The organism is Actinoallomurus sp. NPDC050550, assembly GCF_040655075.1.
Taxonomy (GTDB): Bacteria; Actinomycetota; Actinomycetes; order Streptosporangiales; family Streptosporangiaceae; genus Actinoallomurus.
In genome coordinates, this window is sequence record NZ_JBFAJC010000017.1 from 100611 (window position 1) to 127322 (window position 26712).

25 protein-coding genes are annotated in these 26712 nt (G+C 70.0%); 12 read left to right on the forward strand and 13 right to left on the reverse strand.

Features of this window, described 5'->3' with window-relative positions; genetic code table 11:
• Window positions 1-4 precede the first annotated feature (4 nt).
• The 3 genes from AB0I04_RS23885 to AB0I04_RS23895 are packed head-to-tail and all read right to left on the reverse strand — an operon-like array spanning window position 5 to window position 2538.
• The gene (locus AB0I04_RS23885; RefSeq protein WP_360888193.1) at window positions 5-1192 is read right to left on the reverse strand and encodes an oxygenase MpaB family protein; all 1188 of its coding nucleotides are present in this window, start codon (window positions 1190-1192) and stop codon (window positions 5-7) included.
• Between the two features lie 34 nt (window positions 1193-1226).
• Complete coding sequence (locus tag AB0I04_RS23890) at window positions 1227-2279, reverse strand: polyprenyl synthetase family protein (RefSeq protein WP_360888196.1); 1053 nt, start codon at window positions 2277-2279, stop codon at window positions 1227-1229.
• Window positions 2272-2538: a hypothetical protein gene (locus AB0I04_RS23895; RefSeq protein ID WP_360888199.1), complete on the reverse strand. Its 267-nt coding sequence runs from the start codon at window positions 2536-2538 to the stop codon at window positions 2272-2274. Before AB0I04_RS23895 ends, AB0I04_RS23890 begins: the two co-directional genes overlap by 8 nt.
• A 261-nt stretch (window positions 2539-2799) precedes the next feature.
• Here AB0I04_RS23895 and AB0I04_RS23900 point away from each other — a divergent pair, with 261 nt between their 5' ends.
• Window positions 2800-2955 carry a hypothetical protein gene (locus AB0I04_RS23900; RefSeq protein WP_360888201.1) on the forward strand — a complete coding sequence of 52 codons (156 nt, stop codon included), beginning with the start codon at window positions 2800-2802 and terminating at the stop codon, window positions 2953-2955.
• A gap of 16 nt (window positions 2956-2971) precedes the next feature.
• Here the strand turns inward: AB0I04_RS23900 and AB0I04_RS23905 are convergent, their stop codons facing one another.
• From AB0I04_RS23905 to AB0I04_RS23915, 3 genes are all read right to left on the reverse strand, one after another.
• A complete protein-coding gene (locus tag AB0I04_RS23905) occupies window positions 2972-3619 on the reverse strand; it encodes a TMEM175 family protein (RefSeq protein WP_360888204.1) in 648 nt (215 codons plus the stop codon).
• A 41-nt stretch (window positions 3620-3660) separates the two neighbouring features.
• On the reverse strand, window positions 3661-4722 hold the full coding sequence (locus AB0I04_RS23910) for a lactonase family protein (protein WP_360888207.1): 1062 nt from the start codon (window positions 4720-4722) through the stop codon (window positions 3661-3663).
• A 91-nt stretch (window positions 4723-4813) separates the two neighbouring features.
• On the reverse strand, window positions 4814-5815 hold the full coding sequence (locus tag AB0I04_RS23915; protein ID WP_360888210.1) for a LacI family DNA-binding transcriptional regulator: 1002 nt from the start codon (window positions 5813-5815) through the stop codon (window positions 4814-4816).
• Between the two features lie 373 nt (window positions 5816-6188).
• Between AB0I04_RS23915 and AB0I04_RS23920 the strand changes: the two genes are divergently transcribed.
• Window positions 6189-8408, forward strand: a complete 2220-nt coding sequence (locus tag AB0I04_RS23920) for an RICIN domain-containing protein (RefSeq protein WP_360888213.1) — start codon at window positions 6189-6191, stop codon at window positions 8406-8408.
• Between the two features lie 33 nt (window positions 8409-8441).
• On the opposite strand, the gene AB0I04_RS23925 is transcribed toward AB0I04_RS23920, so the two are convergent.
• The 6 genes from AB0I04_RS23925 to AB0I04_RS23950 all read right to left on the reverse strand — a co-directional run bounded on the left by AB0I04_RS23925 (window position 8442) and on the right by AB0I04_RS23950 (window position 13653).
• Window positions 8442-8639 (reverse strand): hypothetical protein, encoded by a 198-nt coding sequence (locus tag AB0I04_RS23925; protein WP_360888216.1) that lies wholly within the window; start codon window positions 8637-8639, stop codon window positions 8442-8444.
• A 73-nt stretch (window positions 8640-8712) separates the two neighbouring features.
• Window positions 8713-9237 carry an aminotransferase class I/II-fold pyridoxal phosphate-dependent enzyme gene (locus tag AB0I04_RS23930; RefSeq protein WP_360888219.1) on the reverse strand — a complete coding sequence of 175 codons (525 nt, stop codon included), beginning with the start codon at window positions 9235-9237 and terminating at the stop codon, window positions 8713-8715.
• A 161-nt stretch (window positions 9238-9398) separates the two neighbouring features.
• Window positions 9399-10103 carry a DUF998 domain-containing protein gene (locus AB0I04_RS23935; RefSeq protein WP_360888222.1) on the reverse strand — a complete coding sequence of 235 codons (705 nt, stop codon included), beginning with the start codon at window positions 10101-10103 and terminating at the stop codon, window positions 9399-9401.
• A 14-nt stretch (window positions 10104-10117) separates the two neighbouring features.
• A complete protein-coding gene (locus tag AB0I04_RS23940) occupies window positions 10118-10654 on the reverse strand; it encodes a MarR family transcriptional regulator (protein ID WP_360888225.1) in 537 nt (178 codons plus the stop codon).
• 138 nt (window positions 10655-10792) lie between these two features.
• Window positions 10793-11911 (reverse strand): S1 family peptidase, encoded by a 1119-nt coding sequence (locus tag AB0I04_RS23945; RefSeq protein ID WP_360888227.1) that lies wholly within the window; start codon window positions 11909-11911, stop codon window positions 10793-10795.
• A gap of 269 nt (window positions 11912-12180) precedes the next feature.
• Window positions 12181-13653, reverse strand: a complete 1473-nt coding sequence (locus AB0I04_RS23950) for an AAA family ATPase (protein ID WP_360888230.1) — start codon at window positions 13651-13653, stop codon at window positions 12181-12183.
• 180 nt (window positions 13654-13833) lie between these two features.
• Between AB0I04_RS23950 and AB0I04_RS23955 the strand changes: the two genes are divergently transcribed.
• The 8 genes from AB0I04_RS23955 to AB0I04_RS23990 all read left to right on the forward strand — a co-directional run bounded on the left by AB0I04_RS23955 (window position 13834) and on the right by AB0I04_RS23990 (window position 22135).
• The gene (locus AB0I04_RS23955) at window positions 13834-14265 is read left to right on the forward strand and encodes a universal stress protein (protein WP_360888233.1); all 432 of its coding nucleotides are present in this window, start codon (window positions 13834-13836) and stop codon (window positions 14263-14265) included.
• A 150-nt stretch (window positions 14266-14415) separates the two neighbouring features.
• Entirely contained in the window at window positions 14416-17067 is a 2652-nt protein-coding gene (locus AB0I04_RS23960) for a GNAT family N-acetyltransferase (protein WP_360888236.1), read from the forward strand.
• Between the two features lie 178 nt (window positions 17068-17245).
• Window positions 17246-18349, forward strand: a complete 1104-nt coding sequence (locus AB0I04_RS23965) for a 4Fe-4S dicluster domain-containing protein (protein ID WP_360888238.1) — start codon at window positions 17246-17248, stop codon at window positions 18347-18349.
• Entirely contained in the window at window positions 18342-18830 is a 489-nt protein-coding gene (locus AB0I04_RS23970) for a Crp/Fnr family transcriptional regulator (RefSeq protein WP_360888240.1), read from the forward strand. The genes AB0I04_RS23965 and AB0I04_RS23970 overlap by 8 nt, the downstream gene beginning before the upstream one ends.
• On the forward strand, window positions 18827-19630 hold the full coding sequence (locus AB0I04_RS23975) for an FAD/NAD(P)-binding protein (RefSeq protein ID WP_360888242.1): 804 nt from the start codon (window positions 18827-18829) through the stop codon (window positions 19628-19630). Before AB0I04_RS23970 ends, AB0I04_RS23975 begins: the two co-directional genes overlap by 4 nt.
• On the forward strand, window positions 19631-20389 hold the full coding sequence (locus AB0I04_RS23980) for an oxidoreductase (RefSeq protein ID WP_360888245.1): 759 nt from the start codon (window positions 19631-19633) through the stop codon (window positions 20387-20389).
• Window positions 20376-21668 carry a Ni/Fe hydrogenase subunit alpha gene (locus AB0I04_RS23985; protein ID WP_360888248.1) on the forward strand — a complete coding sequence of 431 codons (1293 nt, stop codon included), beginning with the start codon at window positions 20376-20378 and terminating at the stop codon, window positions 21666-21668. Before AB0I04_RS23980 ends, AB0I04_RS23985 begins: the two co-directional genes overlap by 14 nt.
• Complete coding sequence (locus tag AB0I04_RS23990) at window positions 21665-22135, forward strand: hydrogenase maturation protease (protein ID WP_360888251.1); 471 nt, start codon at window positions 21665-21667, stop codon at window positions 22133-22135. The genes AB0I04_RS23985 and AB0I04_RS23990 overlap by 4 nt, the downstream gene beginning before the upstream one ends.
• Window positions 22136-22143: 8 nt before the next feature.
• Here AB0I04_RS23990 and AB0I04_RS23995 read toward each other — a convergent pair whose 3' ends face one another.
• Window positions 22144-24540, reverse strand: coding sequence for a glycosyl hydrolase family 65 protein (locus AB0I04_RS23995; RefSeq protein WP_360888253.1), 2397 nt, complete (start codon window positions 24538-24540; stop codon window positions 22144-22146).
• A 341-nt stretch (window positions 24541-24881) separates the two neighbouring features.
• Here AB0I04_RS23995 and AB0I04_RS24000 point away from each other — a divergent pair, with 341 nt between their 5' ends.
• Together AB0I04_RS24000 and AB0I04_RS24005 are read left to right on the forward strand one after the other, a co-directional pair.
• Window positions 24882-25730: a universal stress protein gene (locus AB0I04_RS24000; protein WP_360888256.1), complete on the forward strand. Its 849-nt coding sequence runs from the start codon at window positions 24882-24884 to the stop codon at window positions 25728-25730.
• Between the two features lie 101 nt (window positions 25731-25831).
• On the forward strand, window positions 25832-26698 hold the full coding sequence (locus AB0I04_RS24005; protein WP_360888259.1) for a universal stress protein: 867 nt from the start codon (window positions 25832-25834) through the stop codon (window positions 26696-26698).
• Window positions 26699-26712: the final 14 nt, after the last annotated feature.

The following is a 26712-nucleotide window of genomic DNA, read 5'->3' on the forward strand; positions in this document are numbered from 1 at the left end:
CACGTCAAATGGCGGCCCGACTGCCGACCGACCTCCGGGTGATGTGCGCAGAAGGCGGCGGAGGTTGCCACCTTTGGCGGCGGGGCGTTCTGACTCCGTAGTCCTTCTTCAACTGCGGGGGAATGGCGTAATGCATGACGCGACCGCGGGTGAGGGAGCTGAGCTCCAGGTTGGCGACGACGGCTCCGACTTTGTCGGCGACCCACTCGCCCCAGGGGCCGCTGTCCTCGATGCGTTCGAGGAAGTCGTACATCACCGGAGAGGTCCGCGCCACCCGGTCCCAGCCGGAGGCGGGAACCTGAAGCCAGTCGGCGATGGTGTCGCCGACCAGGAAGCGGATGAGGGCGGCCACGATCGGGTCGAAGAAGGTACCCGGGACGACCCCTTCATATAGCCTGATCAGTTGTTCGGTCAGCTTGACGCCCTCTTCGGAAGGGCCCAGGTTGCGGAGCATGTAGAGGTCCGACCATTCGCGGGCGGACGTGAGGTCGGGCGGGCTCTGCTCGGTGTCACAGCCGAGCATCGCGCCCACGACACGCCAGGCGTAGTAGTAGGCCTCGGCGTCGTCCTCACTGAAGTGGATACCCAACCGGTACAGGGCGTCCAGGACGTAGATCGAGAAGCACATCTGCCCGCCGATCATGTCCTCCTGACACGTGGGAACCCCGTCGATCGCCTCGTTCCACAGACCTTTTCGGCGCAGGTGGTAGCGCACGGATGCATGCAGCAGCCGCACCTTCTGGACGGCGGGGATGAACCGGCTTCCGGACTCGAAGGCGTCGGGCCGCATCAGGTAAACCACGAACTGTCCGGTCTCGGACATCCGTCGGGCGGGGTATTCCAGGCTATGGGTGGCGCTCAGCAGCTTCGCCACGCGCGGGATCGCGTACGACGCCGGCATCGACGCGAACGCCAGCGCCGTGGAGATATGGACATTGTTGTCGATGAAGAACAGCCGGGCCTGTTCCATGATCTCCCAGTCGACCCACGCGGGCGGCACGGCGGTCTCCTGCAGGTATTGGCGTGCTGCGTCCGGAATGCCGTCCGGCAGTTCCTGGCCGGACGCGGTGAACCAGCGCATCAGGGTGTTGAACTTCTCGACCTCGCCGCGTTCGAACAGCGTTTCGACGGTCGCGTCGGCGAGAGGGTCGCCCTGGCGGCGTAGCAGATCCATGGTCTGGTCGGTGTACATGGCGGTTCGGCCTTTCAAAGTGCGTGGTGGCTGGTCAGGCGACTCGGTCGAGCAGCGCGTCGGCCAGATCGGTCAGCGCGAGGGTGGCATCGGAAGGCAGCCTCGCCCGGTGGATCGCGTCCAGCGCGGCGGCGGTCCGTTCTTTGATCATCGACTCGATGCGGCTCGGCACCCCGGTGCTGGCGATGATCTCCCGGATGGTCTGCAGATCTTGCACGCCGAGATCACGACGGCCTAGCAGGCTGGCCAGCGCCCGCCGCGCATCCTGGTCGGCCTCGTCCAAGACCAGCGCCAGCATGGCGGTGGGCTTGTGGCCACACAGGTCGTCGAGGTTGGACTTGCCGGTCGTCCGCGGGTCGCCGAACACCCCGAGCAGGTCATCGCGGAGTTGGTACGCCTCGCCGAGCGGCACGCCGTACGCGGTGTAGGACTCCAGGACCGAGTCGGGTGCCCCAGCGACGACGCCGCCGATCTGGAGCGGGCGCTCGACGGTGTATTTGGCGGTCTTCAACCGGTTGATCTTCAAAGACCGCTCCAGCCGGGGCCGTTGCCCGGTGACCAGGATCTCCAGGCATTCGCCCGCCATCAGCTCCCGGGTGAGCGCCGACCACAGCGGCCGCGCCCGCTTCAGGTAACCGGCGGGCAGGCCGCAGTCGGCGAACAGGTGCCCGGCCATGGCGATGAGCAGGTCGCCGACCATGATCGCGAGCGCGGCCCCGTGGCGGGACTCGTCGGATCCGCGCCGATCGGGCCGGAGCGCCGAGCGCAGTGCGACGTGCACCGAAGGGACGCCGCGACGGGTGGGGCTGTCGTCGACGATGTCGTCGTGCACGAGCGCCGCAGCGTGCACGAGCTCCATGACCGCAGCCAGCTTGACGGCCGCATCCCTGTCCGGCTGGCCGGCCGCTCGCCATCCCCAGTAGCAGAACGCGGCCCGCAGCCGTTTCCCGCGCATCACAGCCGACCGGACCTGCTCCGCCACCGGGGCCAGCACCTCGTCGATCGCGATCAGCTCGGCGATCTCCTGCTCGACGACGGACTCCAGGATCCGGTCGACCCGGGTCTTGAAGAGCTCATGGTCATGCATGGTCACGATCGGCCTGGTCAGCGGCCCGCCGGGCCAGCGTCTCGAGATAGGGCTCGGGCGCGTTCGCGAGATGCCTGAGCCGGTTGAGCGACAACTCACCGCGGGCGACCAGCTCCCGACATCCCTCCCTGGCCTGGTCGCCCAGGTCCGATCGCCGTGACAACTCCCGGACCCGGCTGATGCCGAGGTCGGCGAGCCCCGCAGCCGCGTAGACAAGCGCCTCGCCCAACCGGGCTTGCGCTTTACCCTTCCCTGCCATGAACATTCCTCACTTTGAGTGCCCATGTCGCTACTTTTAGCAACTGTAGTGGCGACTGCATCCGATGAAAAGAGCGCGGGGGGAGTCGAGCGGGCAGAATCGTGGCCCGGGGGCACCCGGCGGCGCGGCGGCCGGCCGCCGGCGGACGGCGAAAGCCGGTGGTAGGCGGACGGCAGAGCCGGTGACCTAAGGTCGACTGTCGGTCGCAGATGGTCAACGACGGTGGCCGTAGGTGGCCACGAACGCTGCGGTAGGTGATCAGTGCGGCCCAGGTCCGAGCAATACCGCCTGCGGGTGCACGTCGCCTCGACGGCCGCGAACCGCTACTACGCCGGTACGTCGCAGCGCGCCACACCTGCCCCCTGCGGGCTCGGAGCCGCCCCGCTGTTGCGTCCCAGCCTGGAAGGCGCGAGCTGAAGCAGGCTGGGGGAGGTCAGGCGGGCTGGACCTGCCGCCGTGTCACCCGTGTGGCGAGGCGCGTGACGACAGCGGCCGCGACCCAGCAGAGGTACGCCCAGCCGCCGGCGAACGCGACGGGGATCGACACGGCGAAGCAGGCGGCGATGGCGCCGCTGTGCAGCATCGCGTCGGTGAAGCGCTCCGGCGGCGTGCCTTCGGTGGCCAGCCCGGCCCGTCGTACGTGCCAGGCCATCAGCAGGAACAGCAGGCTGGTCACCGTCTCGAGCAGTGCGTAGAAACCGAAGCGCAGCTGGAACGCCCCGTCGCCGGCGATCACCTTCGTGGCGAACGGGATGAGCACGACCATCAACAGCCACAACCCGTTGAGCGAGCCGAGGGTCCGGTCGAGAGCGCGCAGGCCGCGGAAGACGTTGCGGTGCGCGGACCAGTGGGCCCAGATGACCACGAAGCTGATCAGGAACGCCTTGTACTCGGGTCGCGCCTCGACCGCCGAGTGCCACAGCTCGGAGTTGGTCCCGCCCTTGGGAACGGGCAGCTCCAGAGCGAGCAGGGTGATCGCGATGGCCACGACGGCGTCGGTGAACAGCATCATGCGTTCGACGACGGGACCCTCGTGCTCACTCTCGGGCTTCTCCACAGATGACTCAATCTTCGCCGTCACGGCGGTCACCGTAGCAGCGACGTGAGCGGTGATGGACATCCTCAGCGGCTTGAAGGCTCCCAGGGAGCGACCGCGACACAGGTGGGCGTGGCCACCAGGTAGTCCGCCATGAGCGTCGGTGCCCCGGTCGCCGGATCGACGACGAAGGCGGTCACGAGGTCACTGTCCTGGTTGGCCACATAGAGCCATCGCCCGGCCGGCGCGAACTGCCGCGGACACGCTCCACCGCTCGGATACTCGCCTGCCGGGCGCAACCCGTCCGGCTCGGTGGCGAACACACTGATCCGGTCGGCGCCCCGGTTGGCCAGGTACAGGAAACGACCGTCGTCGGACAGGCCGAGGTGTGAGGGGAAGTTGCCGCCGGCCGCGGCGGTCGTCGCGGGGAGGGTGCCGGTGACACGCGGGCCGTCCGCCGTCTCGGTCAGAGTGATCAGTGCTGACGCCAGCTCGCCGACCACGTACGTGCGTGCCATCGACGGGTGGCGGATCATCTGGCGTGGCCCGAACCCCGGTGGCAGCGACAGGCACGTGATCTGCTCGAGCCGGCCGGCGGCCGACAGCCGGTAGGTGCGGATCTCGTCGGTGCCCAGATCCACCGCGCTTACCGTGTCTCCGGCACCGTCCGGCACGGCCATGTGCACGTGCGCGGAATCCTGGCGATCCGGGTGCGGCCCGTGGCCGCGATGGCGTACCAGGTCCACGCGCTCGATCGGCCGGCCCGTTTCGTCCAGCGCGAAGACGGCGAGGCTGCCTCCGTGGTAGTTGGCGCACAACAGATGGCGCCGGTCCGGCGTCAGCGCCAGATGACACGGCGTCGCGCCGCCGCTCGGCAGGCTGACCATCGGCCGCAGCCGGCCGTCCGGCTCGGCGCGCAGCGCGGTGACCATGCCTTCGGTGAGCTCGTTGACGGCGTAGAGCACGGGCAGATCGGGATGCCATACCAGGTAGGACGGCGCGGGCACGGCGACCGAGTCCGCCTGCTCGAGAGTCCCGTCCTCAGGATCCTGCCAGAACGTCGCGATGCCGATCCCGCGTCCGCCGGCCTCCTTCGTGTACGAGCCGACGCACACCAACCGGCCGGTACGGGGTCGATCGTCGTGCATCAACGGCGTCATCCTCCTCGTCGGCGGTACCCATGGATCGTCCCAGAGGACACCGAGCCGGCCGCATGCCACCCCCGTTCGCCGGACTCGGTCACGCCTGGAGCGGGGTGGGGCCGGTGGAGGCGCGGACGATGAGCTCGGTCGCGAGCTCGACGTGGAGTGCCTCGTGCTCGTGCTGGTCCAGCAGCCGGGTGTAGAGCGTGACGGCCATGCGGCCCATCTCGGCCAGCGGCTGCCGGACGGTGGTCAACTGCGGGTCGGTCGCGCGGCTGAGGTCGATGTCGTCGAAGCCGGCGATCGAGAGGTCGTCCGGCACGCGCAGGCCGCGCTCGGTCGCGGCGCGTAGGGCGCCGACGGCCATCTTGTCGTTGAAGCCGACCAGCGCCGTGGGCGGGCCGGGCTGGTCGAGCAGCTCGGCGGCGGCCCGGTGGCCATGGTCGACGGTGGGTTCGGGGACGTGTCGCATGAGGTCCCGGGTGGGCAGGACACCGACGTCGGCGAGGGCCGCGAGGTAACCGGCGGTGCGCGCGTCGGTGACCAGCCAGTCGCGCGGGCCGGCGATGATGCCGACGCGGCGGTGCCCGAGGGCGACCAGATGGGACATGAGCGCGCGGGCCCCGGTGAAGTGGGCGGCCGAGACCGCCGCGATGTCGCGCGGGGGAGTCGTGCGGGGGTCGACGACGACGAAGGGGAAGCCGCTGTCGCGCAGCCGGACGAGGTCGTCGGCGGGTTCAGGCGGCAGGATGAGAATGGCGCCGCCGACCCCGGCTCGTGCGGGCAGGCCGCGCAGCGCATCGGTGCGCTGGGCGGACTCGCCGGCGTTGAGGAGCACCTCCAGCCGCTGGGTGGCGGCGGCTTCGGCGATCGAGGAGACGATGAGGCCGAAGTAGTCGCTCAGGACGTACGGGCAGCGGACGTAGATGACGGGTGAGCGCCGGTGCGGCGGCCGGCGGCCGAGCCTCCCGGCGGCCTCCAGCACCACCTCACGAGTGCGCGGGGCGACGTTGTTCTGGCCGTTGAGCACGCGGGAGACGGTGGCGATCGACAGCCCGGTCTCCTCGGCGACCTGCCGGACGGTTGCTCGCTGTCGCACCGGCTGATCCTCTTTCATCGCCCGTTACATGTGGCCTCCTTTCCCGAGGGTAGTCGACGTGCCCATGCCACCTCGAAGCCATCATCCGAGGACGCAAGAGCTCTGTCCAGAAGGAGAGACCTACTTTCTTCACGTCGAGAAAAAAGACGTGTCATCTGATTGACACGTTGTTGCGTTCGGTGTTTCCTTCCAGTTGCCACCGTTGCGGCGTCCGGGCCGGCCGTGCCTCGACGGCGGCAACGGGCGGACCGAACCGGAGCCGGACCGTCCCGACCGGGGCCGGCACGTGCCCGCCAGCGCGTCGGGCCCCACGAAATGCGCCATGCCTCCGCTGCGATCCACCGCGATCCTGCCCCGAAGCGAAGGAACCCCCATGCGACATCTGTCCGGTAGGCGCGCGCTCGCGCTGAGCTCGGCGACCGCCCTGGCGGCCGCCGCGCTCTGCACCCTCGCCGCCGCGCCCGCGTCCGCGGCCCTCGCCGTCAACACGCCTTACACCTTCGTCAGCGCCAACAGCGGCAAGTGCGTTGACGCCGCCGCGGCCGGTACCGCCAACGGCACCGCCGTGCAGCAGTACACCTGCAACGCCACCACCGCCCAGCAGTGGCAGTTGAAGACCGCCGCCGACGCCGGCTACTACGTGATCGTCAACTCCAACGGATCGCAGCCCGCAGTCGACGTCGACGGCCCCTCGACCGCCGACGGCGCCAAGATCCATCTGTGGTCGAACGGCGGCTGGACGAGTCAGGAGTGGCAGCCGGTTCAGGAGTCCGGCGGCAACTACCACTTCGTCGACCGCTACAGCGGGAAATGCCTGGACGTCCCCGAGGCGTCGACCGCCGACGGCGTCCAGCTCCAGCAGTACACCTGCAACGGCACCGGCGCCCAGTCGTTCACCCTCACCCCCGTGGGCGGGAGCGGGCCGCCGACCAACCCGAACAACCCCGATCTCGGACCGAACGTCAAGATCTTCGACCCGTCGATGTCGGCGTCGAGCATCCAGTCCACGATCAACTCGGTCTACGGCTCCCAGCAGACCAACCAGTTCGGGACGAACCGGTACGCGCTGCTGTTCATGCCCGGCAGCTACAACGTCGACGTCCCCGTCGGCTTCTACACGCAGGTGGCCGGGCTCGGCGCCCAGCCCACCGACGTCTCGCTGACCGGCGGCGGTGTGCACGTGGACGCGGCCTGGTCCGGCGGCAACGCCACGCAGAACTTCTGGCGCGGAGTCGAGAATCTCTCCGACACGCCCAGCTCCGGCACCCTGGAGTGGGCGGTCTCGCAGGCCGACCCGTTCCGGCGCGTCGACGTCCACGGCAACATGACGCTGGACGACTACACCTCGGGCAACACCTCCAGCAACTGGTCGTCCGGCGGATACATCGGCGACAGCCGTGTCTCGGGCCAGATCAACTCCGGCACCCAGCAGCAGTTCCTCACCCGCAACACCGCGATGGGCAGCTGGACCGGCTCGAACTGGAACATGGTGTTCGTCGGCGACACCGGCGCCCCCGGGCAGTCGTTCCCGACGTACACCAACGTGTCCGCCACCCCGACACTGCGCGAGAAGCCGTACCTCTACGCCGACTCCACCGGCCTCTACAACGTGCGTGTCCCCGCCCAGCGCACCAACGCCGCCGGGACCGACTGGACTTCCGGTAGCACGGCCGGCACCACCATTCCCATCACGCAGTTCTACGTCGTCAAGTCCGGCGACACCGCGGCGACCATCAACGCCGCCCTCGCGTCCGGCAAGAACCTGCTGGTGACCCCGGGGGTCTACCACCTGAACGCGCCGCTGAACATCACACGGCCCGACACCGTCGTCCTCGGGCTCGGCCTCGCCACGTTCGTGCCGGACAACGGCGTCACCGCCATCACCACCGCCGACGTCGACGGCATCGACATCTCCGGGCTGATCATCAGCGCCGGCACCACCAACAGCCAGACGCTCATGCAGGTCGGTCCCGCCGGCTCCTCCGCCGGCCACTCCGCCGACCCCATCACCCTGCACGACGTGTTCTTCCGCGTCGGAGGCGACGTCGCCGGCAAGGCCGGCCAGTCGCTGGTGGTCAACAGCAACGACACGATCATCGACCACTCGTGGCTCTGGCGCGCCGACCACGGCAGCGGCGTCGGCTGGAACACCAACACCGCCGCCAACGGCCTGGTCGTCAACGGCGCGAACGTCACGGCGTACGGCCTGTTCACCGAGCACTATCAGCAGTATCAGGTGCTGTGGAACGGCAACGGCGGCCGCACGTACTTCTACCAGTCGGAGATGCCGTACGACGTCCCCAACAACGCGAGCTGGACGCCGGGCGGCGGCACCAACGGCTACCCCTCCTACAAGGTCGCCGCAGGCGTGACGTCCCACCAGGCCTGGGGGCTCGGCGTCTACTGCTACTTCAGTACGAACTCGGGCGTGGTCGCCGACCGGGCCATCGAGGTCCCCTCCACCGGCTCGGCCTTCCACGACATGGTCACCGTCTCCCTCGGCGGCACCGGCACCATCAGCCACATCATCAACAACGCCGGCGGCGCCGTCCGCTCCGGTAGCACCGTCGCCTACCTGACCAGCGGTCCCTGATTCGAGAGCAACGGGAGTGAGGGCTCCATGCCCTCACTCCCTCTCTACGCCGAGGGCGGTGGTGAGGGCGGCCAAGGCGGCCGGCCAGGCGTGGCCTGGTGGTGTCGCGTAGCCGATGACAAGGGCGTCCGGGTTCGGGGCGTCGGCGTAGCGGCTCATGTCGTTCACGGCCACACCCGCCCGGTCCAGGCGGGCGAGCGTGTCGCGCGCGCCCTCCGGCAGCGGCACCACCGCGTGCAGGCCGGCCGCGACGCCGACGGCCCGCCGCAGCGGTTTGCAACCGGCGAGCGCACGGACGAGTTCATCACGGCGCCGCCGGTAGCGCAGGCGGCACCGCCGTACGTGCCGGTCGTAGTCGCCGCAGTCGATGAACTCGGCGAGGACCAGGTGGTCGAGCGTGTTTGGAATGGCGGTCGGCGAGCCGCTTCTCCGCCAGGATCGCGTCGAGCAGGCGCGGCGGCACGACCAGCCAGCCCAGGCGCAGACCCGGTGCGAGGGTCTTGCTGGCGGATCCGGCGTAGAGCACGTGGTCCGGGGCGAGGCCCTGCAGGGCACCGACAGGCTGGCGGTCGTAGCGGAACTCGCCGTCGTAGTCGTCCTCGAGCACGAGACCACCGGAACGGCGGCACCATTCCAGCACGGCTGCGCGCCGACCCGCGGACAGCTGCGCCCCCGTCGGGAACTGGTGCGCCGGCGTGAGCACCGCCATCCCCACGTCGAGTGCCCCGAGCAGGTCGGTGCGGGCGCCGTCGTCGTCGACGGGAAGGTTCACCGAAGCCAGGCCGGTTCGGATCAGCGCCTCGGGCACCTCCGGCAGGCCAGACCTCATCCGGCGCGGCATCCGTACCGCCGGAGCCGGGCATCCCGGCAGATGACGGATGACACTCCCGCTGAGACCGCTCCCGGCCCGTTGGATACGCAGTCCTCGACCGGCCGGCGAGGATCGTTCCGACCCCGCATCCCGTACGGCATGGGTGGCGCCGACATCGGTCAGCGATCGTTCCCGTCGCGTCCCAGCCGGACGACGTGGGCGGCCACGGCGATGCCCCAGATCGCGCCGCCGAATGCGATCGTTCGCTGGGTCAGTCCCTGATATGCGGCCGTCTGGGGTGCAAGTATCGCGATCAGGCCGATGATGAAGACGATTCCCAACAGGACCGAGGGAACGGTGAACCGGCGCCACTGTGGCAGCCGCTTGAAGCGGCGGGCGAACACGAACGGCGTGACGATCAGCACGAGGACGCATGCGAAGCCGATCGCACTGTGCACCTGCGCATGCCAGGAAGTGGTCGCGTGGGCCTGGTCGCAGCCGTCGGCGGCCCGGCAGTCGAGCCGGAACGCCGCGTCGGTCAGGTCTTGAATCCCCGAGAGTGCGGCCAGCCAGGGGCCGGATCGGCCGGCTCGCCCGTCGTACGTGAGTGACGGACGCAGCCCGAACAGTATGAAGGCGATACTTCCGGCACCGGCGAGCGCCTGCGGGATGAGGAACGCCCACGCGTGCGGGGCGGTGAGGGCGCCCATGTCGCTGATGTCGTCGTGAACCGGGCTGTAGGCGGGGCCCTGCCACGCACCGGCCACCAGCCATGCGCACACGGCGACGATTTCCGAGATCAGGCCGATCAGTCCCCAACGGGCGAGGGGACGGAGCGCGGGTCGCGCGGCCGTGCTGCGGGACGCGGGTCGTATGCCGGTCATGGTGTGCCTTTCCTTCACGAGTCCGACGGGGTCGTGCTCGGCGAGACGTCGTCCGGGCGCGCGGACTGTCGCCGAGCCGCCGGTCGCCGAACCTTCGGGGTGGTCCGGATGCGTCGGGCGTGGCGGGCCCGCCGCTCGGACCCGTCTGCGAAGAACCGGACCAGGGTCTCCAGCTCGGATACGGAATAGCGGTCGAGCTCGGCGGTGGCCTCGGCCGCGAACGGTTTGAAGATCTCGGCGATGCGGGTGAGGAGGGCGGGCGTGAGCTGCACGAGGAAGCGGCGCCGATCGTTGGGGTCCCGGGTTCGGCAGGCGTATCCGGCCCTTTCCAGGCGGTCGAGTGCCGTCGTCATCGCCGACTGGCTGAGACCGGCGTGTTCGGCCAGCTCGGTCAGGCTCAGTGGCCGGTCAAGGAGTAGGTCGACGCATCGAAGATCGGTTCGGTTGAGCCCCAGCCGTTCGGCGGCGGCCTGGTCGAAGGCGTCGATCTCGCGCTGGTAGCGCCGGATCGCGGCGGTCAACCTGGCGACCGTGATCTCTCTGTCTGGCATAACTCCGACTATAGGATATTCCGAAAATCGAAGCATCTCCCCACCCGGGCAGGTCAACCCGGCGGCTCGGCCGTGAAGCCGGAACCGCCGGGTTGACCAGGTGTCGGAGGCCGGTGCCCAACACCTTCGTCCGCTATCTCAGGGCTGGGGCCTGTCCCACAGCGTGAAGGCGAAGTTCCGCAGGATGGGGGTGACGGGCTGGTAGAACGTGGTGCCGCCTATGGAGCAGTTGCCGGAGCCGCCGGAGAGCGTTCCGAGTCCGGTGCCGCCGGCGTAGAACGGGCCACCGCTATCGCCTGGCTCGGCGCAAGCCGTCGTTTGGGTCAGACCATTGACCGTTTCGCCACTGCCGTAGGTCACGGTCACGTTGAGCGCTGTGACGGTGCCACCGCGGACACCGGTGGTGCTGCCGCTGCGCTGCACCGCCTCGCCAACGAAGGCGTCGCCCGAACCGGAAATGAACTGCCTGGTGCCGGCCACCGTACCCCAAACGTGGATTCCGGCAGTGTCGTATTCGACAACGCCGTAGTCACCGCCGGCGCCGAAGACGTTCGCCTGGCCCGAGTTGCTGCCGAGACGGCTGGTCAGGCCCTGGTTGGCGAACCAGGTAGGGCTGAGGTGTGTGCAATGTCCGGCGGTAATGAAGAAGTGCCGGGCACCGTTGAAAACATTGAAACCGAGTGAGCAGCGTGCCGTCCCCCCTGCAGCGCCTGCGTAGATGGCTGTGCCGTCCAGCATGGTGGGGCCGTCGAGCGTCCTCAGCTTTCCGTTGAGAGGCACGATCCTGGCCGCCGCACCCAGCTTGTCGGCAACGGACTTGAGCCTGGTCAGCTTGGACCCGGTGACGGATTTGTCCGCTGAGATCACGACCTGGTCGGTGGCCGGGTCGATCGCCCACGCGGTGCCGGGGATCCGGGCAGAGCGGTCGAGTTCGTCGGTAGCCCTTGTGAGATCGGCGTGGCTGCGAGCGACCATACGCGGGGTCGCGCCGGCCGCACGGACGCTCTGGGCGGCGGAGTTGTCGGTGACAGTGACGATGAGCCGGCCCGTCGCCTTGTCGAAATAAGAGCCGACGCTTCGGTTGTCGCCCAGGCGCTTGGCCAGCGTGGTCGCGAGGTTCGCCAGATGTTGCCGGTCGGTCGGCGCGGCCGGTTTCGGCGATGGCGACGCCGCAGCCTGCGCACTCGGCGTAACGGCCGAGAAAGCGGCTGTAACAGCCATCGCGACCGCGCATGAGAATGAAGCGATCTTGACCATGGTCCCTCCGGACAGATTCCTTGGACGCGCCGGTCATAATTGACCGCGTCCCCGTTCCGTCAGGACGTTAGGTGACTCACGAGACAGCGCGAATCGGCCGAATTGTGCAACTCGGGCAGCCGGTGATGGGTAATTTCACCCAGATGTCTTTTCGCCGAGTTCGACGAAGTACTCGAGGTAAAGGGGCGGAGGTCGGCGGGGAAGTCAGTCTTGCCGTGAGCCGTGCTCGTGTTCGCGTGAGCTTGCCGGTGGGCCGACGTCGACCGCTGTCACGGGCGGCGTTGCCAGGAATGCTCGGGCCCGTGGGGCCGGACGATCCTCAGCGCCTGCTCGGCTGAGTCTTCGATCGGTCCGGACGTGTCGATCGCGACGGCTTCCGGCCAAGGGTCGGCCGACTGGGCCATCTGAGCGGCGATCGCCGGGTCGGCGTCGGACACGCCGCGGGGGCGGGTGTGCAGGCGCTCTGTGGCCAGTGGGGTGTGGCACCGCAGGGGGATCAGGTCCGCGTGCGTCTGGCCGGCGGTGCGGGCGGCGTCGGCGCGATGCTGGGCGGATGTCCAGGAGGCGTCGATGATGACGGATTCGCCGTAGGAGAGCAGGCGCGCTGCGCGGTCGAGGAGTTCGGCGTAGGTGCGCCGGGTCCAGAAGGCGTTGTAGATGCCGGTGCCGTACGGGGCCGATGCCGGGGTGTCCGGTGAGAGTTCGGCGAGTTCCTTGCGTACGCGATCACTGTTCAGGACGGTGTACCCGAGCCGGTCGCCGAGGGCCTCGCTGAGGGCGCTCTTGCCGGTGCCGGGCAGGCCGCCGACCAGGATCAGGCTGACCGAGCCGGCGTTCAGGTGACGCAGTGCGATCTCGGTGTAGTGGCCGGCGTCGTCGGTCGCGTGCGTGTCTCCCTGGCTCCAGCGCAGGCATGCGACCTTGGCGCGGACGAACGCGCGGTAGGCCACGTAGTGGTGCCGCAGTGATGGTGGGGCAGGGTCGTCGGCGTATTCGGCGTACCGGGCGATGAAGTGCCCGGCGAGGTGCGGGGCGTCCAGGCGTTCCAGGTCCATGGCCAGGAAGGCGGCGTCGTCGAGCCCGTCGAGCCACCGCAGGCGGTCGTCGAAGTCCAGGCAGTCCAGCACGCGGGGCCCGTCGTCGAGGCAGAAGATGTCATCGGCCATCAGGTCCCCGTGCCCGTCGACGATGCGTTCCTCGTGGATCCGGGCGGTGAAGAGCGGCTCGCGGGCTTCCAGGAAGCGCAGCGTCAGCCGCTCCACTTCGGTGGCGCCGGAGGCGTCGATCGCGCGTCCGTGGAACGGCCGGACCTGGTCGAAACTCGCCGTCCACCGCTCACGCAGGGCGTCGCGGGTTCCCTGAGCGGAGATCTCGGTGCTGCGGGGCGAGGCGGCGTGGGCGCGGGCGAGCAGGCGGGCGATCGCCCGCAGCACGTCGTCGACGGGAGCGTGCGCGCGCACCAGGTCGGAGAGGCGGCGTTCGGCGGGCATCCGGCGCATGACGACGAGGTGGTCGCAGGGTGTCCCCGGGGACATGGTCACGTCGGCGACGCCAAGGTAGACATCGGGGGCGAACCGCCGGTTGAGTTCGACCTCGCGGTGACAGGCTCGTTCCCGCCGCTCGCGGGTGGAGAAGTCCAGGAAGCCGAGATCCACCGGTTTCTTGAGCTTGTAGGCCCGGTCTCCGGCGAAGAACACCACCCCGGCGTGGGTCTCGGCGACGTCCGCGGCCCAGGTCTCCATGGCCCCTCCTTCCACATTGGCAGCCTGGCGTGAGGGACGCGGCCATCACCAGGGGCGTCGGTCCTGCGGAAACGGCCCGAAGGCCTCTGGGCACCGGCCGTCCGGCCGTGTCGTACTGGATCAAGGGCGCGGCCCGGCGGTCACCGGCGGGCCGCTTCGCCGGTGCGAGGGGAGGCTGTCATGGCGGGAATCGTGGTGGGCGTCGACGGGTCGGCCGATTCGCAGGTGGCGCTGGAGTGGGCCGTTGCGGAGGCCGAACGGTGGAAGGTGCCGGTGACCGCGATCATCGTGGTGCCGCGAATGGTGACCGTCGGTGCGGGCGCTCCGATGCTGGGGCCGGTCGACCAGGAGACGCTCCATGCCATGGGCGAGACCGTGCGCGCCGCGGTGGACAAGGCCAAGGTGGGGCATGAGGTGGCGGTCGAGGTACGGGCGATCGCCGGTGTTGCGGCCGAAGAGCTGCTGAACGCCTCGGCGGACGCCGACATGCTCGTCGTCGGATCGCGGGGCCACGGCGGGTTCGCCCGGCTGCTTCTGGGCTCGGTGAGCAGCCAATGCGCACACCATGCCAGCTGCCCGGTCGTCGTCGTCCCGTCACGCCCCCGAGGCTGACCCAGAGAACCGGTAGGGGCCGAAGGTCCCGCCCCTGGGTGACGTCGGCCCGCTGATCGGACGATCCGGCCGGTCGAGGCTTGAAACGTGGTCGAACGAACGCATCGGCAGGCACCGTGCGATGGCGCCTCCATGACGGGAGGCGCCATCGTGGTAGAACACACGTCGGTGGAGCCGGCCTTCGCGTTGCTCACCGACGGCACGGCGATCCAGATCCGCGAGGTGCGGCCAGGGGACCTGGACGCCGTACGAGACCTGCACCGCGGCATGTCGCTGGAAAACCTCTATCTGCGCTTCTTCGGCCTCAGCCCGCGGATCGCCGACGAGGTCTCCCTGCGGCTGTGCCGGAGGCCGGGCTCGGCCCATGCCGTTCTCGGCGCCTGGCTCGGCGATGAGCTCGTCGGCGTCGCGAACTACGAGCCCACCGAGGATCCCGGCAGTGCGGAGATCGCGCTCGCGGTGACGGACGGAATGCACCATCGCGGTGTCGGCACCCTGCTGCTGGAGCACCTGGTCTCGCTGGCCCGCTCACGTGGAGTCCGGGAGTTCCGCGCCGACACCCTGACGCAGAACACCGCGATGCTGCGCGTGTTCGCCTCCGCCGGTCTGGCCGCCGACCGCGGTTGCTGCGCGGACGGTGTGGTCGAGGTGCGAATCCCGTTGACCGCGGACGCGCGATACCTCGACGCCGTCGCCGAACGGGAGCGAAACGCGGACGTCGCGAGCCTGCGCCATCTGCTGTGCCCGGCGTTCGTGGCCGTCGTCGGCGCCGGACGGCGTCCCGGATCGGTCGGCGGGGCGATCCTTCGCAACCTGGTCTCCGGTGGTTTTCCCGGCGCGGTGTTCGCGGTCAATCCTCGTGCGGGCGAGCGGCTGGCGGGTGTGCCGTGCGTGGCGTCGGTGGCCGCCCTTCCGGAGGCTCCGGAACTCGCCGTGCTCGCGGTGCCGCCGGACGCCGTGGTCCAGGTCGCCGAGGAGTGCGGCCGGCGGGGAGTGCGATCACTGGTGGTGATCACCTCGGGTTGCGACGGCCGGGCGTTGCTCGCCACCTGCCGGCGGTACGGCATGCGGCTGGTGGGGCCCAACTGCTTCGGCGTCGCCAACAGTGCCGTGCGGCTTGACGCGACCTTCGCCGCCCGACCTACCCGAGCGGGGTCGGCCGGGGTCGTCGTGCAGTCCGGGGGTGTCGGGATCGTGTTGCGCGACCATCTGTCCCGCCTGGACGTCGGGGTGTCGTCCTTCGTCTCGGTCGGTGACAAGTACGACGTCAGCAGCAACGACATGCTGCTGTGGTGGGAGGCGGACCCGGCGACCCGCCTGGGCGTCCTGCACGTCGAGTCGTTCGGAAATCCGCGCAAGTTCGCGCGGACCGCCCGGCGCGTCGGGCGCCGGATGCCGCTGCTGACCGTCGTGGCGGGACGCTCGGCGGCCGGGCACCGGGCCGCGGCGTCGCACACGGCCGCAGCGGCGACGCCGACCGTCACGCAGGAGGCGCTGTTCCGGCAGGCCGGCATCATCGCGACCCACGGTCTCGGCGAGCTCCTCGACGCCACCGCGCTGCTCGCCCATCAGCCGATACCGACCGGTGAGCGCGTCGCCGTCATCTCGAACGCCGGAGGCGTGGGCGTGCTGGCCGCCGACGCCTGCGACGACGCCGGCCTGTGCGCCGCCTCGTTGAGTGAGAGAACCGTCTCCGAGCTGACACGGCTCCTGCCGCGCGGAGCCGCCTGCACCGGTCCGGTCGACACCACTGCGGCCATCGACCCCGAACGGTTCACGCGCTGCCTCGATCTCGTCGCCGCCGATGACGGGGTGGACGCCGTCGTGGCACTGGTCGTCCCGACGGCCGCCTCCGACCTGACCTCCGCTGTCGCCGTCGGTGGAGCCGCCAAGCCGCTCGCCGCGGTCGTTCTCGGCCAGCCCGAGTCGGTGCGGGTCCGGTGCGGGCCCGGCGGTCGGCGCGTCCCGTCGTACGCCTTTCCGGAGGACGCGGCCCGTGCCCTGTCCCTCGCCCGGTCCCATGGCCGATGGCTCGAACGTCCGGCCGGGGACGAGCCGCGGTTCTCTGACCTGCGGGAGAACACGGTGACCCGGGTCATCCGGCGGCACCTCGACGAGGTCCCCGAAGGCGGCTGGCTGCCGCCGGCCGACACGATGGAGCTCCTGGTCGCCTACGGGCTGCCGCTGGCGGCCTGGCGTCCGGCCACCTCGGCGGACGAAGCCGTACGCGCCGCGGCCGAACTCGGCGATCACGTCGTGCTCAAGGCGGACGTGCCGGGAATCGTGCACAAGAGCGACGTCGGTGCGGTCGAGCTCGACCTGCGCGGTGAAGCCGATGTCCGGTTTGCCCATGCCCGGCTGGCCGCCCGCTTCGGCGATCGGCTGGGCGGAGTCCTGGTGCAGCCGATGGCCCGTGGCGGCGTCGAGACCCTCTGCGGGATCGTGCAGGAGCCGGTCTTCGGTCCTTTGATCGTCTTCGGCCTGGGCGGGGTCGCCACCGAGGTGCTGGGCGACCGGTCGGCTCGGCTGACGCCGCTCACCGACGTGGACGCCGCGGAGCTGATCCGCTCGGTGCGCGGCGCGCCCCTGCTTCTCGGGCACCGGGGCGCCCCTGCCGTGGACACCGCGTCGCTGGAGGAGGCTCTGCTACGGCTGTCCCGGCTCGCTGATGATCACCCGGAGATCGCCGAGGTCGACCTCAATCCGATCATCGCCCGGCCCGACGGCGTCGTCGCCGTCGACGCACGGGTCCGCGTTCTCCCACGACGACGCTGGGATCCCTACCTCCGCCGTCTCCGCTGACTCAGGAGCGGATGACCCTCCGCAGCCTTGGGAAGGTACGTGTGGGGCGCGCCGCCTGCTGCCGGAAACGAGGTGGCGGCGAAGGACCGAGTGACCCGGGCCAGTGGGGACCTTTGCCTCTCCACGCCGGGCAGCCGCTCCGCGAGGCTGAAGGGAACGGGGGCGTTAGCGAGGGGGCATGGACATGGCCTGGACGGTCGATGGCCTGGTCGGACTGCATGGCGCACTGGTCGATTCCGGCTATACGGTGATCGGTCCGACCGTCCGTGACCGGGCGATCGTCCTGGCCGAGCTGGCCTCGGCGGACGATCTTCCTTACGGCTGGGGCGTCACGCTCGAGCCGGGCGGGTACCGGATCCGGCGTCGTGCGGACTCCGCGGCGTTCGCCCACTCGGCGGGGCCGCAGTCGTGGAAGCCGTTCCTGCACCCGCCGCGCTCCAAGCTGTGGGACGCCCGCCGTACCGATGACGGCTTCGAGATCAATGAGGCCAGAGAAGAGCCTCCGCGGTACGCCTTCCTCGGGGTACGGCCGTGTGATCTGCGGGCCATCGGGATCCTCGACCGGGTCCTCGCCGGTGGCCGGCACCCCGACGATGCCTATGCCGCGCGCCGGGATGGTGTGTTCATCATCGTCGTCAACTGCACCGAGCCGGGAGAGACGTGCTTCTGCGCTTCCATGGGGACCGGGCCGGGGGCCGACTCGGGTTATGACCTGGCGTTGACCGAGTTCGCAGGGGAGGGGCGGTTCCTCGTCGACGTCGGCAGCGACGCCGGGGCGGACATGCTCGCGCGGATCGAGCACGGTGAGGCGGACCCGGTGACCGAGACGCGGGCGCGGGCGGAGGTCGACGCGGCGGCGGGCCGGATGGGCCGGGAGATGCCAGCCGAAGGCCTGCGGGACCTGATGGCGGGCAGCCTGGAGGCGGCACGCTGGGACGACGTGGCCTCACGCTGTCTCACCTGCGGTAACTGCACGATGGTCTGCCCGACCTGTTTCTGCACGACCGTCGAGGACGTCACCGACCTGACCGGCGACCACGCCGAGCGGTGGCAGCGCTGGGACTCCTGCTTCGACCTCGACTTCTCCCATCTGCAGGGAGGGAGCGTGCGCACGTCGACCAAGAGCCGCTACCGCCAGTGGCTAACCCACAAGCTCGGGACGTGGCACGACCAGTTCGGCTCTTCGGGATGCGTCGGATGCGGGCGGTGCATCGTGTGGTGCCCGGTCGGAATCGACCTGACCGAAGAGGTGGCCGCACTCCGGGAGGAAAACGATGGGTGAGCGGCCGCAGGCACTGCCGGGCTCGGCCCTGACCTGCCACGCCTTCGTCCGTGGCATGCCCGGGCACCACATCGCGAGGCTGGCCTCGGTGGCGTGCTACGAGGACGTGCCGGCCGGGCACCGCTTCTTCGAGGAGGGTGGTTCCGCGGACCGGTTCTGGTTGATCCAGGCCGGCCGGGTCGCCCTCGATCTGCACATCCCCGGCCGTGGCACTGTGATCGTCGAGTCGCTCGGGCGTGGCACGGTGCTGGGCTGGTCGTGGCTGTTCCCGCCGTACGCGTGGCGGTTCGGGGCCGTCGCGGCCGAGCCGGTCCGCGCGATCCGGCTGGACGCGAGAGCGGTGCGGGAGATGTGCGCCGAGGATCCGGCGCTCGGGTACGAGCTCACCCGTCGGTTCACCGCCGTCATGCTCGACCGGCTGCAGAACACCCGGATACGGCTGCTGGACCTGTACGGCGCGCCGTCGGGGCGTGAGGTATGACCGCCATGACGCCGGTCCCGTACCGGGTCACGGAACGGCGGGAGGAGACCCGCGACACCGCGACGCTCGTCCTGGAGCCGTGCGGCGCACCGATCTCACAGGTCCGGCCCGGCCAGTTCACCATGCTGTACGCGTTCGGCATCGGAGAGGCGCCGATCTCCGTCAGCCGCACCGGAGGAGTGATCGAGCAGACGGTCCGTGACGTCGGCGCGGTCAGCCGCGCGCTGGTCGGGAGCGGGCCCGGCCGGATGATCGGCGTCCGGGGGCCGTACGGCGTCGGCTGGGGCGTCGAGGGCGCGGTCGGCCGGGACCTGGTCTTCGCCGGGGGCGGGATCGGGCTCGCACCGCTGCGCCCGGCCCTGCTGTACGCGCTGGAACGGCGGCGATCCTTCGGATCCATCACGGTCCTCATCGGCGCCCGTACCCCTGCGGACCTGCTGTACCGGGCTGAGCTGGATGGATGGCGTGAGCGTGGTGCGCGCGTCGAGGTGACCGTCGACCGCGCAGACGCCGCCTGGCCCGGCCACGTCGGACTGATCACCTCGCTTCTCGGACTCGTGGACGCCGCCCCGGAGAACGCCACGGCCTTCGTCTGCGGCCCGGAGATCATGATGCGCCTGACCGCGCAGGCGCTGTGCGACAGGGGCATGGCCGACGTGCGGATCTCGCTCGAACGCAACATGCGATGCGGCCTCGGATGGTGCGGCCACTGCCAGCTGGGCCCCTGGCTGATCTGCCGCGACGGCCCGGTCGTCGCCTACCGGGACGCCGCGCCCGAGCTCAGCGTGAAGGAGCGGTAGATGGCGCCGAAGCTCGCCGTGTGGAAGTTCGCCTCCTGCGACGGCTGCCAGCTCAGCCTCCTCGACTGCGAGGACGAGCTGCTGACGCTGGCGGGCGAGGTCGAGATCGCGCATTTCCTGGAGGCCTCCAGCGCCGTCGTGGCGGGCCCGTACGACGTGTCGCTGGTCGAGGGCTCGATCTCCACCCCAGCCGACGCCGAGAAGATCCAGCACGTCAGAAAGGCCTCGCGGACGCTGGTCACGATCGGCGCCTGCGCCACGGCGGGCGGCATCCAGGCGCTGCGGAACTACGCCGACGCCGAGGAGTACCGGTCGGTCGTCTACGCCAAGCCCGAGTACGTCGCCACGCTCGCCGACTCCACACCGATCTCCGCGCACGTGCCGGTCGACTTCGAGCTTCGCGGCTGCCCGATCGACCGGCACCAGCTCCTCGAGGTGATCTCGGCCTACCTCGCCGGCCGAAAGCCCGGCATCCCGAACCACCCGGTCTGCTTCGAATGCAAGATGCGCGGCACCGTCTGCGTCATGGTCGCCCACGGCACACCATGTCTGGGCCCGGTCACCCACACCGGCTGCGGAGCGATCTGTCCGGCCTACGGACGCGGCTGTTACGGCTGCTTCGGGCCCGCGATCAGGGCGAACATGGGTTCGCTGAAGACCTGGCTGGGAAACATCGGTATGTCACGCCCGGAGGTGGACCGGGCGTTCTCGACCTTCAACGTCGCCGCGTTCAAGGAGCAGCCGGATGACCCACCGTGAGCGCACGTTAGCGGTGGGCGCCCTGGCCCGTGTGGAGGGTCAGGGCGCCATGTACGTGCGCGCTCGTGACGGCGTCGTGGAGGAGGTCCGGCTCGACATCTACGAGCCGCCCCGGTTCTTCGAGGCCTTTCTGCGGGGCCGCGCCCACACCGAGCCGCCCGACATCACCGCCCGGATCTGCGGGATCTGCCCGGTCGCGTACCAGATGAGCGCATGCCGGGCCATCGAGGCCGCCTGCGGCGTCACGGCGGACGAGCACATCGAGGCGCTGCGGCGCCTGCTGTACTGCGGGGAGTGGATCGAAAGCCACACCCTGCACATCTACCTCCTGCACGCCCCTGACTTCCTCGGCTACCCCAGCGCCGTGGAGATGGCCCACGACCACCGGCACGCCGTCGAGCGCGGCTTGGCCCTGAAGAAGGCCGGCAACGCGATCATGGAATTGATCGGCGGTCGGCCCATCCACCCGGTCAACGTCCGCGTCGGCGGCTTCTACCGAGCTCCTGCTCGCGCCGAGCTCACGCCGCTGGCCGAGCGGCTGCGCCGGGCGCTGGATGACGCCCTGGCCACCGTTGAATGGGTGGCCGGCTTCGACATGCCCGAGGACGAGCTCGGCCACGAGTTCCTCGCCCTCACAGCGGACGTCTACCCGATCGAGGCCGGTCTTCCCCGGACCACGGGTGGGCGGACGTTCGCGGTCACCGACTTCGAGGACCACATCGTCGAGGAACAGGTGCCGCACTCGACGGCCCTGCACGCCCGCCTGGCAGGGGGTGGGCGTTACCTGACCGGGCCGCTGGCCCGGTACGCGCTGAACCACGACCGGCTCTCGCCGCTGGCCCGCGAGGCCGCGCGGGCGGCCGGACTCGGCGAGACCTGCCGCAACCCCTTCCAGAGCATCATCGTCCGCGCCGTCGAGGTGGTCTACGCCGTCGAGGAGGCGCTGCGGATCATCGAGGCCTACCGGCCACCGCCGGATCCGTTCGTCGATGTGCCGTCCCGTGCGGGCACCGGGCGCGGCGCGACGGAGGCACCACGGGGTGTGCTGTTCCACCGTTACGAACTCGGCCCGGACGGGATGATCAGCTCGGCGCGCATCGTGCCACCGACCTCGCAGAACCAGGCTGCGATCGAGGACGACATGCGCGAGGTGGTGCAGGCACGCCTCGACCTGGACGACGCCGCTTTGACCGCGGTGTGCGAGCGGGCGATCCGCAACTACGACCCGTGCATCTCATGCGCGGCGCACTTCCTCGATCTGACCGTGGAGCGCGCGTGATCGTCATCGGCGTCGGCAACGAGCTCCGCCACGACGACGGTGCCGGCCCTGCCGTGATCGGCGAGCTGCGCGACCGGCGGCTGAAGGGCGTGACGCTCGCGGTCTCCGACGGTGAGCCGGCCCGTCTGATCGATCTGTGGGCCGAGGCGGACCTGGCCGTCGTGGTCGACGCCGTACAGACCACCTCGGGTGAGCCCGGTCGCGTCCGGGAACTCGACTCCATCAACGGTGTCCACCCCGGCACCAGCAGCAGCCACGCCCTCGGGCTCGGCGCCGCGATGCGCCTGGCCGAGGCGCTCGACCGGATGCCCGGCAGATTGCGGATCTACAGCATCGAAGGCGCCGACTTCGGCCTCGGCCCCGGCCTGTCGGCACCGGTTGCCCAGGCCGTCACCGAGGTCGCTCAGCGGATCACCACGCTCGCCCGGGACGCCCACCGGAAGCCGACCGGCGGGCCCGACGGATGATCCGGCCGTCACCCGATCTCTTCGACCTCTCCCGGCCCCGCGAACCAGACGGTTCGCCCGGCCGGGAGAGTGGTGGCCGGCCCGCCGTTCACCGCGATCCGGATCGGCGGCTGTGCCGATCGGCGCAGCCCGATGCGGATACCCCGGTGGTCCGCGTGGAGACGGATTCCCCAGTGGCCGCGGTAGCGCAGTTCCACGCCCAGGCCAGGGATGCCGGGCGGCAGGCGGGGGTTGAGGTGGAGGACGTCGCCGTGGAGCTCGAGGCCGGTGTAACAGCGTTGTGCCAGGTCGAGAGTGCCGGCCATGGCGCCCAGATGGATGCCCTCCGCGGTGGTGCCGCCGTGGACGTCGTGCAGGTCGCTGTCGAGTGCCTGGAGGAAGAACCGCCAAGAGGCGGCGCGGTCGGAACGAGCGAGGACCCAGGCGTGCACGATCGCGCTGAGGGTCGAGCCGTGAGAGGTGCGGGCCAGGTAGTACTCGATGGTCTTCGGGATGGCGGCACGGTCCAGGCCGTAGCCGAGCCGGTCGAACAAGGCGGTCAGCTGGTCGGCGGACAGGAGGTAGAACAGCATGAGCACGTCGGCCTGTTTGGAAGCCTTGTAACGGTTGGTGGTGTCGCCTTCGGCTTCGAGGATGCGGTCGAGACGGCGGATGTCGCCGTACTCGGCCCGGTATCCGCCCCAGTCGAACTCGGCGAGGTTCTCGTATCCCTCGAACTGGCTGATGATCCCGTCGGCATGGAAGACGACCCGCAGTCGCCGGCTCACGTCCTCCAAACGCGTGATCTCCTCGGGCCGCAGGCCGAGGTGTTCGAGGAGTTCGGCGCGGCGCCCCGAAGGTAGGAGGGCCAAGACGTCGAGCGCGCGGCACAGTGTCCAGGCCGCCATGACGTTGGTGTAGGCGTTGTTGTCCAGGCCTGGCGCGGCCGAGCCCGGGTAGGCGTCGTGGTATTCGTCCGGGCCCATCACCCCGCGGATGTCGTACCGGCCGGAGGACGTGTCCAGGGAGGCGAGGTCCGCCCAGAACCGGGCGATCTCGATGAGCATCTCCGCGCCGTACGAGGAGAGGAAATCCAGGTCACCGGTGGCCTGGTAGTACTGCCAGACGTTGTACGCGATCGCCAGGCCGACGTGCCGCTGCAGCCGGGAGTCGTCCGGCAGCCACCGTTCCGAGCGCGGGTTGAAGTGCATGCGCGGGGTCTCATCCCGGCCGTCGCTGCCGCTCTGCCACGGGTACATCGCGCCGGTGTGCCCAGCCTCGCAGGCCGCGCGGCGCGCGGCCGGCAGCCGGTGCCAGCGGTAGAGCAGGAGCGAGCGTACGACGTCCGGGAATCGCAGGCTGAGAAAAGGCAGCACGAACAGCTCATCCCAGAAGACATGCCCTCGGTAGGCCTCACCGTGCAGCCCGCGGGCGGGAACGCCGACGTCGAGCCCCACGGTGTGCGGGGACAGCGTCTGCAGCAGATGGAACAGGTGAAGATTGATGGTGCGCTGCGCGCCGGGGCGACCGACGTCGAGGTGGGCGCGCCGCCACAGGTGTTCCCAGGCCAAGCCGTGTCGGTCGCGCAGTGCCGCGAAACACGGTGCACGCTCGGCTCCGAGCCGGGCCGCCTCCAGCGGCCCGCCCGTGGCCCGGTCGCGGGACGTGTGCAGCGCCACGACCTTCTCGACGGTCACCGGCTCGTCGCGACGCAGGTCCACGGTCAGGTGCTGGGCGATCCACCCTGGCCCGTCCCGCGTCTCACGCCGTATCGCGCCGCCGGCGGCCACGGTCGTACGCGCGGCCTCGGCGATGCGCACCGCCGATGTGACCGTCTCAGCGTCAAGCCAGATCAGATCCTCGTCGGCACCGGTCGAGCCGACGAGCAGGTGGACGTCGGCCAGCCCCCGGTAGCGGGCCACGCCGCTGTTGCGGACGCGGCCGTCGAGGCCCGATCGGATCTCCAGCGCTCCCGACCAGTTCTCCGCGCGGATCGTCGTCCGCAGCGCGGCCAGGTGAGGGTCGTCCATGGACACGAGCCGCTCCTGGTCGACCGAGGTGATGCGGCCGGCGGCGTCCCCGTAGCGAAGACGCCGGGTGAGCAGCCCGTGGCGTAGGTCCAGCTCCTGCCGGTAGCCGGACGCACGGACGTCGAACCATTCGCCGCCTTCGGCGCGGAATGTCAGCGGCAGCCAGTTCGGCGCGTTCACGAGATCTTCGTTGACCACCGTCCGTCCGGCCAACGGTGACGACAGCCGGTCATAGCATCCGGCGATGTAGGTGCCGGGATAGTGCACGTCGTCGGCGGTCGCCTCCGGGGCCGCTCCGCGGGTGGCGAAGTATCCGTTGCCCAACGTGCACAACGCCTCCCGCAGGCGTTCCGTGTCGGGGTCGAAGCCGTCGTATATGACACGCCAGACCCCCATGGCCCGCCTCCTCCCGGCTTGCTCGCAACCTCATCTCAGCCCGCCGGGCGTCGTTCGCAGGAGAGGCGGACTGCCCGCCGATCCGGGACTTCCGTCCCTGCCGAAACCGATCGTCGGGCTTCCTGTGCCTCCGCCGCGGACGACGCGAGTGCCGCCTTCCGCCCGCGCGGGAGATCTCAAGGCCACAAGGAGGTCCGCGACGGGACCTTCGACCTCTGGCGGTCTTCATCGTCGGCGGATGCGATGGAACCGAAGGTGAACGCGGTGATGAGGGGCACCCGCGTTCTTCTCGCGGCTGCAGTGCAAAGTCCGCCTTCGCCGACAGTAGGAAGAAGATCGCCGTGGAGTCGATCGTTGCGGGAACCGACGGCTCGCCATGTGCCACGACCGCCGTGGAATGGGCCGCCCACGAGGCCGAACGCCGACGGCGTGCGCTGCACATCGTGCACGCCGCCGAACACCGGGGCTCGGGAATCCCCTTTCACCCGGCGGTCGGATCTTTGGGGTCTCTCACCGAGATCGGAGAACGCATCCTCGCGGAAGCCGCCGTACGAGCGGCCAAGGAATGCCCCGAGCTCAGGATCACAACAGAGGTGATCTTCGAAGCGCCCGTGTACGCACTACGCGCGCGGGCCGAACACGCCTACGAAGTCGTCGTCGGACACCGCGGACTCGGTGGCTTCAGCGCGCTCCTGCTGGGGTCCACCAGTTTGAGGATCGCCGGGCACACGCCGTGCCCCGTGGTCGTCGTCCGGGGCGAGACCGACGAGAGCCGCGGTGAGGTGCTGGTCGGCGTGGACCTCTCCGAGGAGTCGGCGATCGTCCTGGAACACGCTTTCGAGGCCGCTGCCATCCGCGGCGCATGGGTACGAGCGGTCCACGCGTGGCCGGTGCCGAGCACGGTGTACGCGGACGCTGATCCGGTCACCGTCCGCCGGGCGACCGCCGAGGTTCAGAGACTTCTGGGGCAGATGGTCGAGCCGTGGCGAGAGAGGTTTCCGGACGTCAAGGTCATCGAGCAACCGCTCCCCGGCCACCCGGTCGAGAGGCTCGCCGAAAGCTCTCGGCGGGCCGACCTGCTCGTCGTCGGATCCGCCGGACACGACAGCCGGTGCTTCGGCTCGGTGGTCCACGGCGTCATCCATCACGCCGATTGCCCGATCACCGTCGTCGGACACCGAAGCCCGTGAGCCCGAACCGTCACCGGCTCGCGCAGGCGGAGCGGACACCGCGTAGCAGGAACCTCGACCGTCGCAACGGAACAGGTGAAGGGCGGAAGAAAGGGTTGATCATGAATGCGATCATCGTCGGCACCGACGGGTCGGACCAGAGCCTGAGTGCGGTCACATGGGCGGCCGAGGAGGCGGTACGCCGGGGGCTGCCCCTGCGGATCGTTCATGCCGAGGCCGAGTGGTTGTACGACACCCCGGTCGATCCGCGGATAGGTCTCGTCCGGGAATGGCTGCTGACCGGCGGCAAGGACCTGCTCGAAAAAGCGGTGGCCACCGCGCGCGAACGCGCCCCCGGCATCGTGGTCGACGCGGTGACCGTGTCCGGGCAGGTTGCCCACGTCCTGCTGGAGAAGGCGGCTGACGCGGCGATGATCGTGCTCGGCGGGCATGGAATGGGCACGGCGACCGGTCTGCTGCTGGGCTCGACCACGCTGCAGGTCGTCACGCACGCGAGGATTCCCACCGTGGTCGTACGAGACCTGGAACCCACGGAGCGGCGCGAGGTCGCGGTCGGCGTGGACTCATCACCGGTAAGCGAGCCGGCTATTGCGTTCGCGTTCGAGGAGGCCGCGCTGCGCAGGGCGCGGTTGCGCGCCGTCCACGTCTGGTCGCATCCCGCCTCACGAGGACCGGGCGACATGCAGCCGCTGGTCTACGACCCACAGATCGTGGCGGAAGAGGAACTGCGCCTGGTGCAGCAGTCGCTGGCCACCTGGCGGGACAAGTTCCCCGACGTCGAGGTCGTCTTCGAGATCGAGCACGGCCGTCCGGTGCGGATCCTGGCCGGCGTGTCGGCACGCGCCGATCTCCTGGTGGTCGGCAGCCGAGGGAGAGGGGGCTTCACCGGACTGCTCCTGGGATCGGTCAGCCACGCGTTGCTGCACCACGCGCACTGCCCACTCGCCGTCGTACCGACCACCGGCTGACCTCGACACGGCGT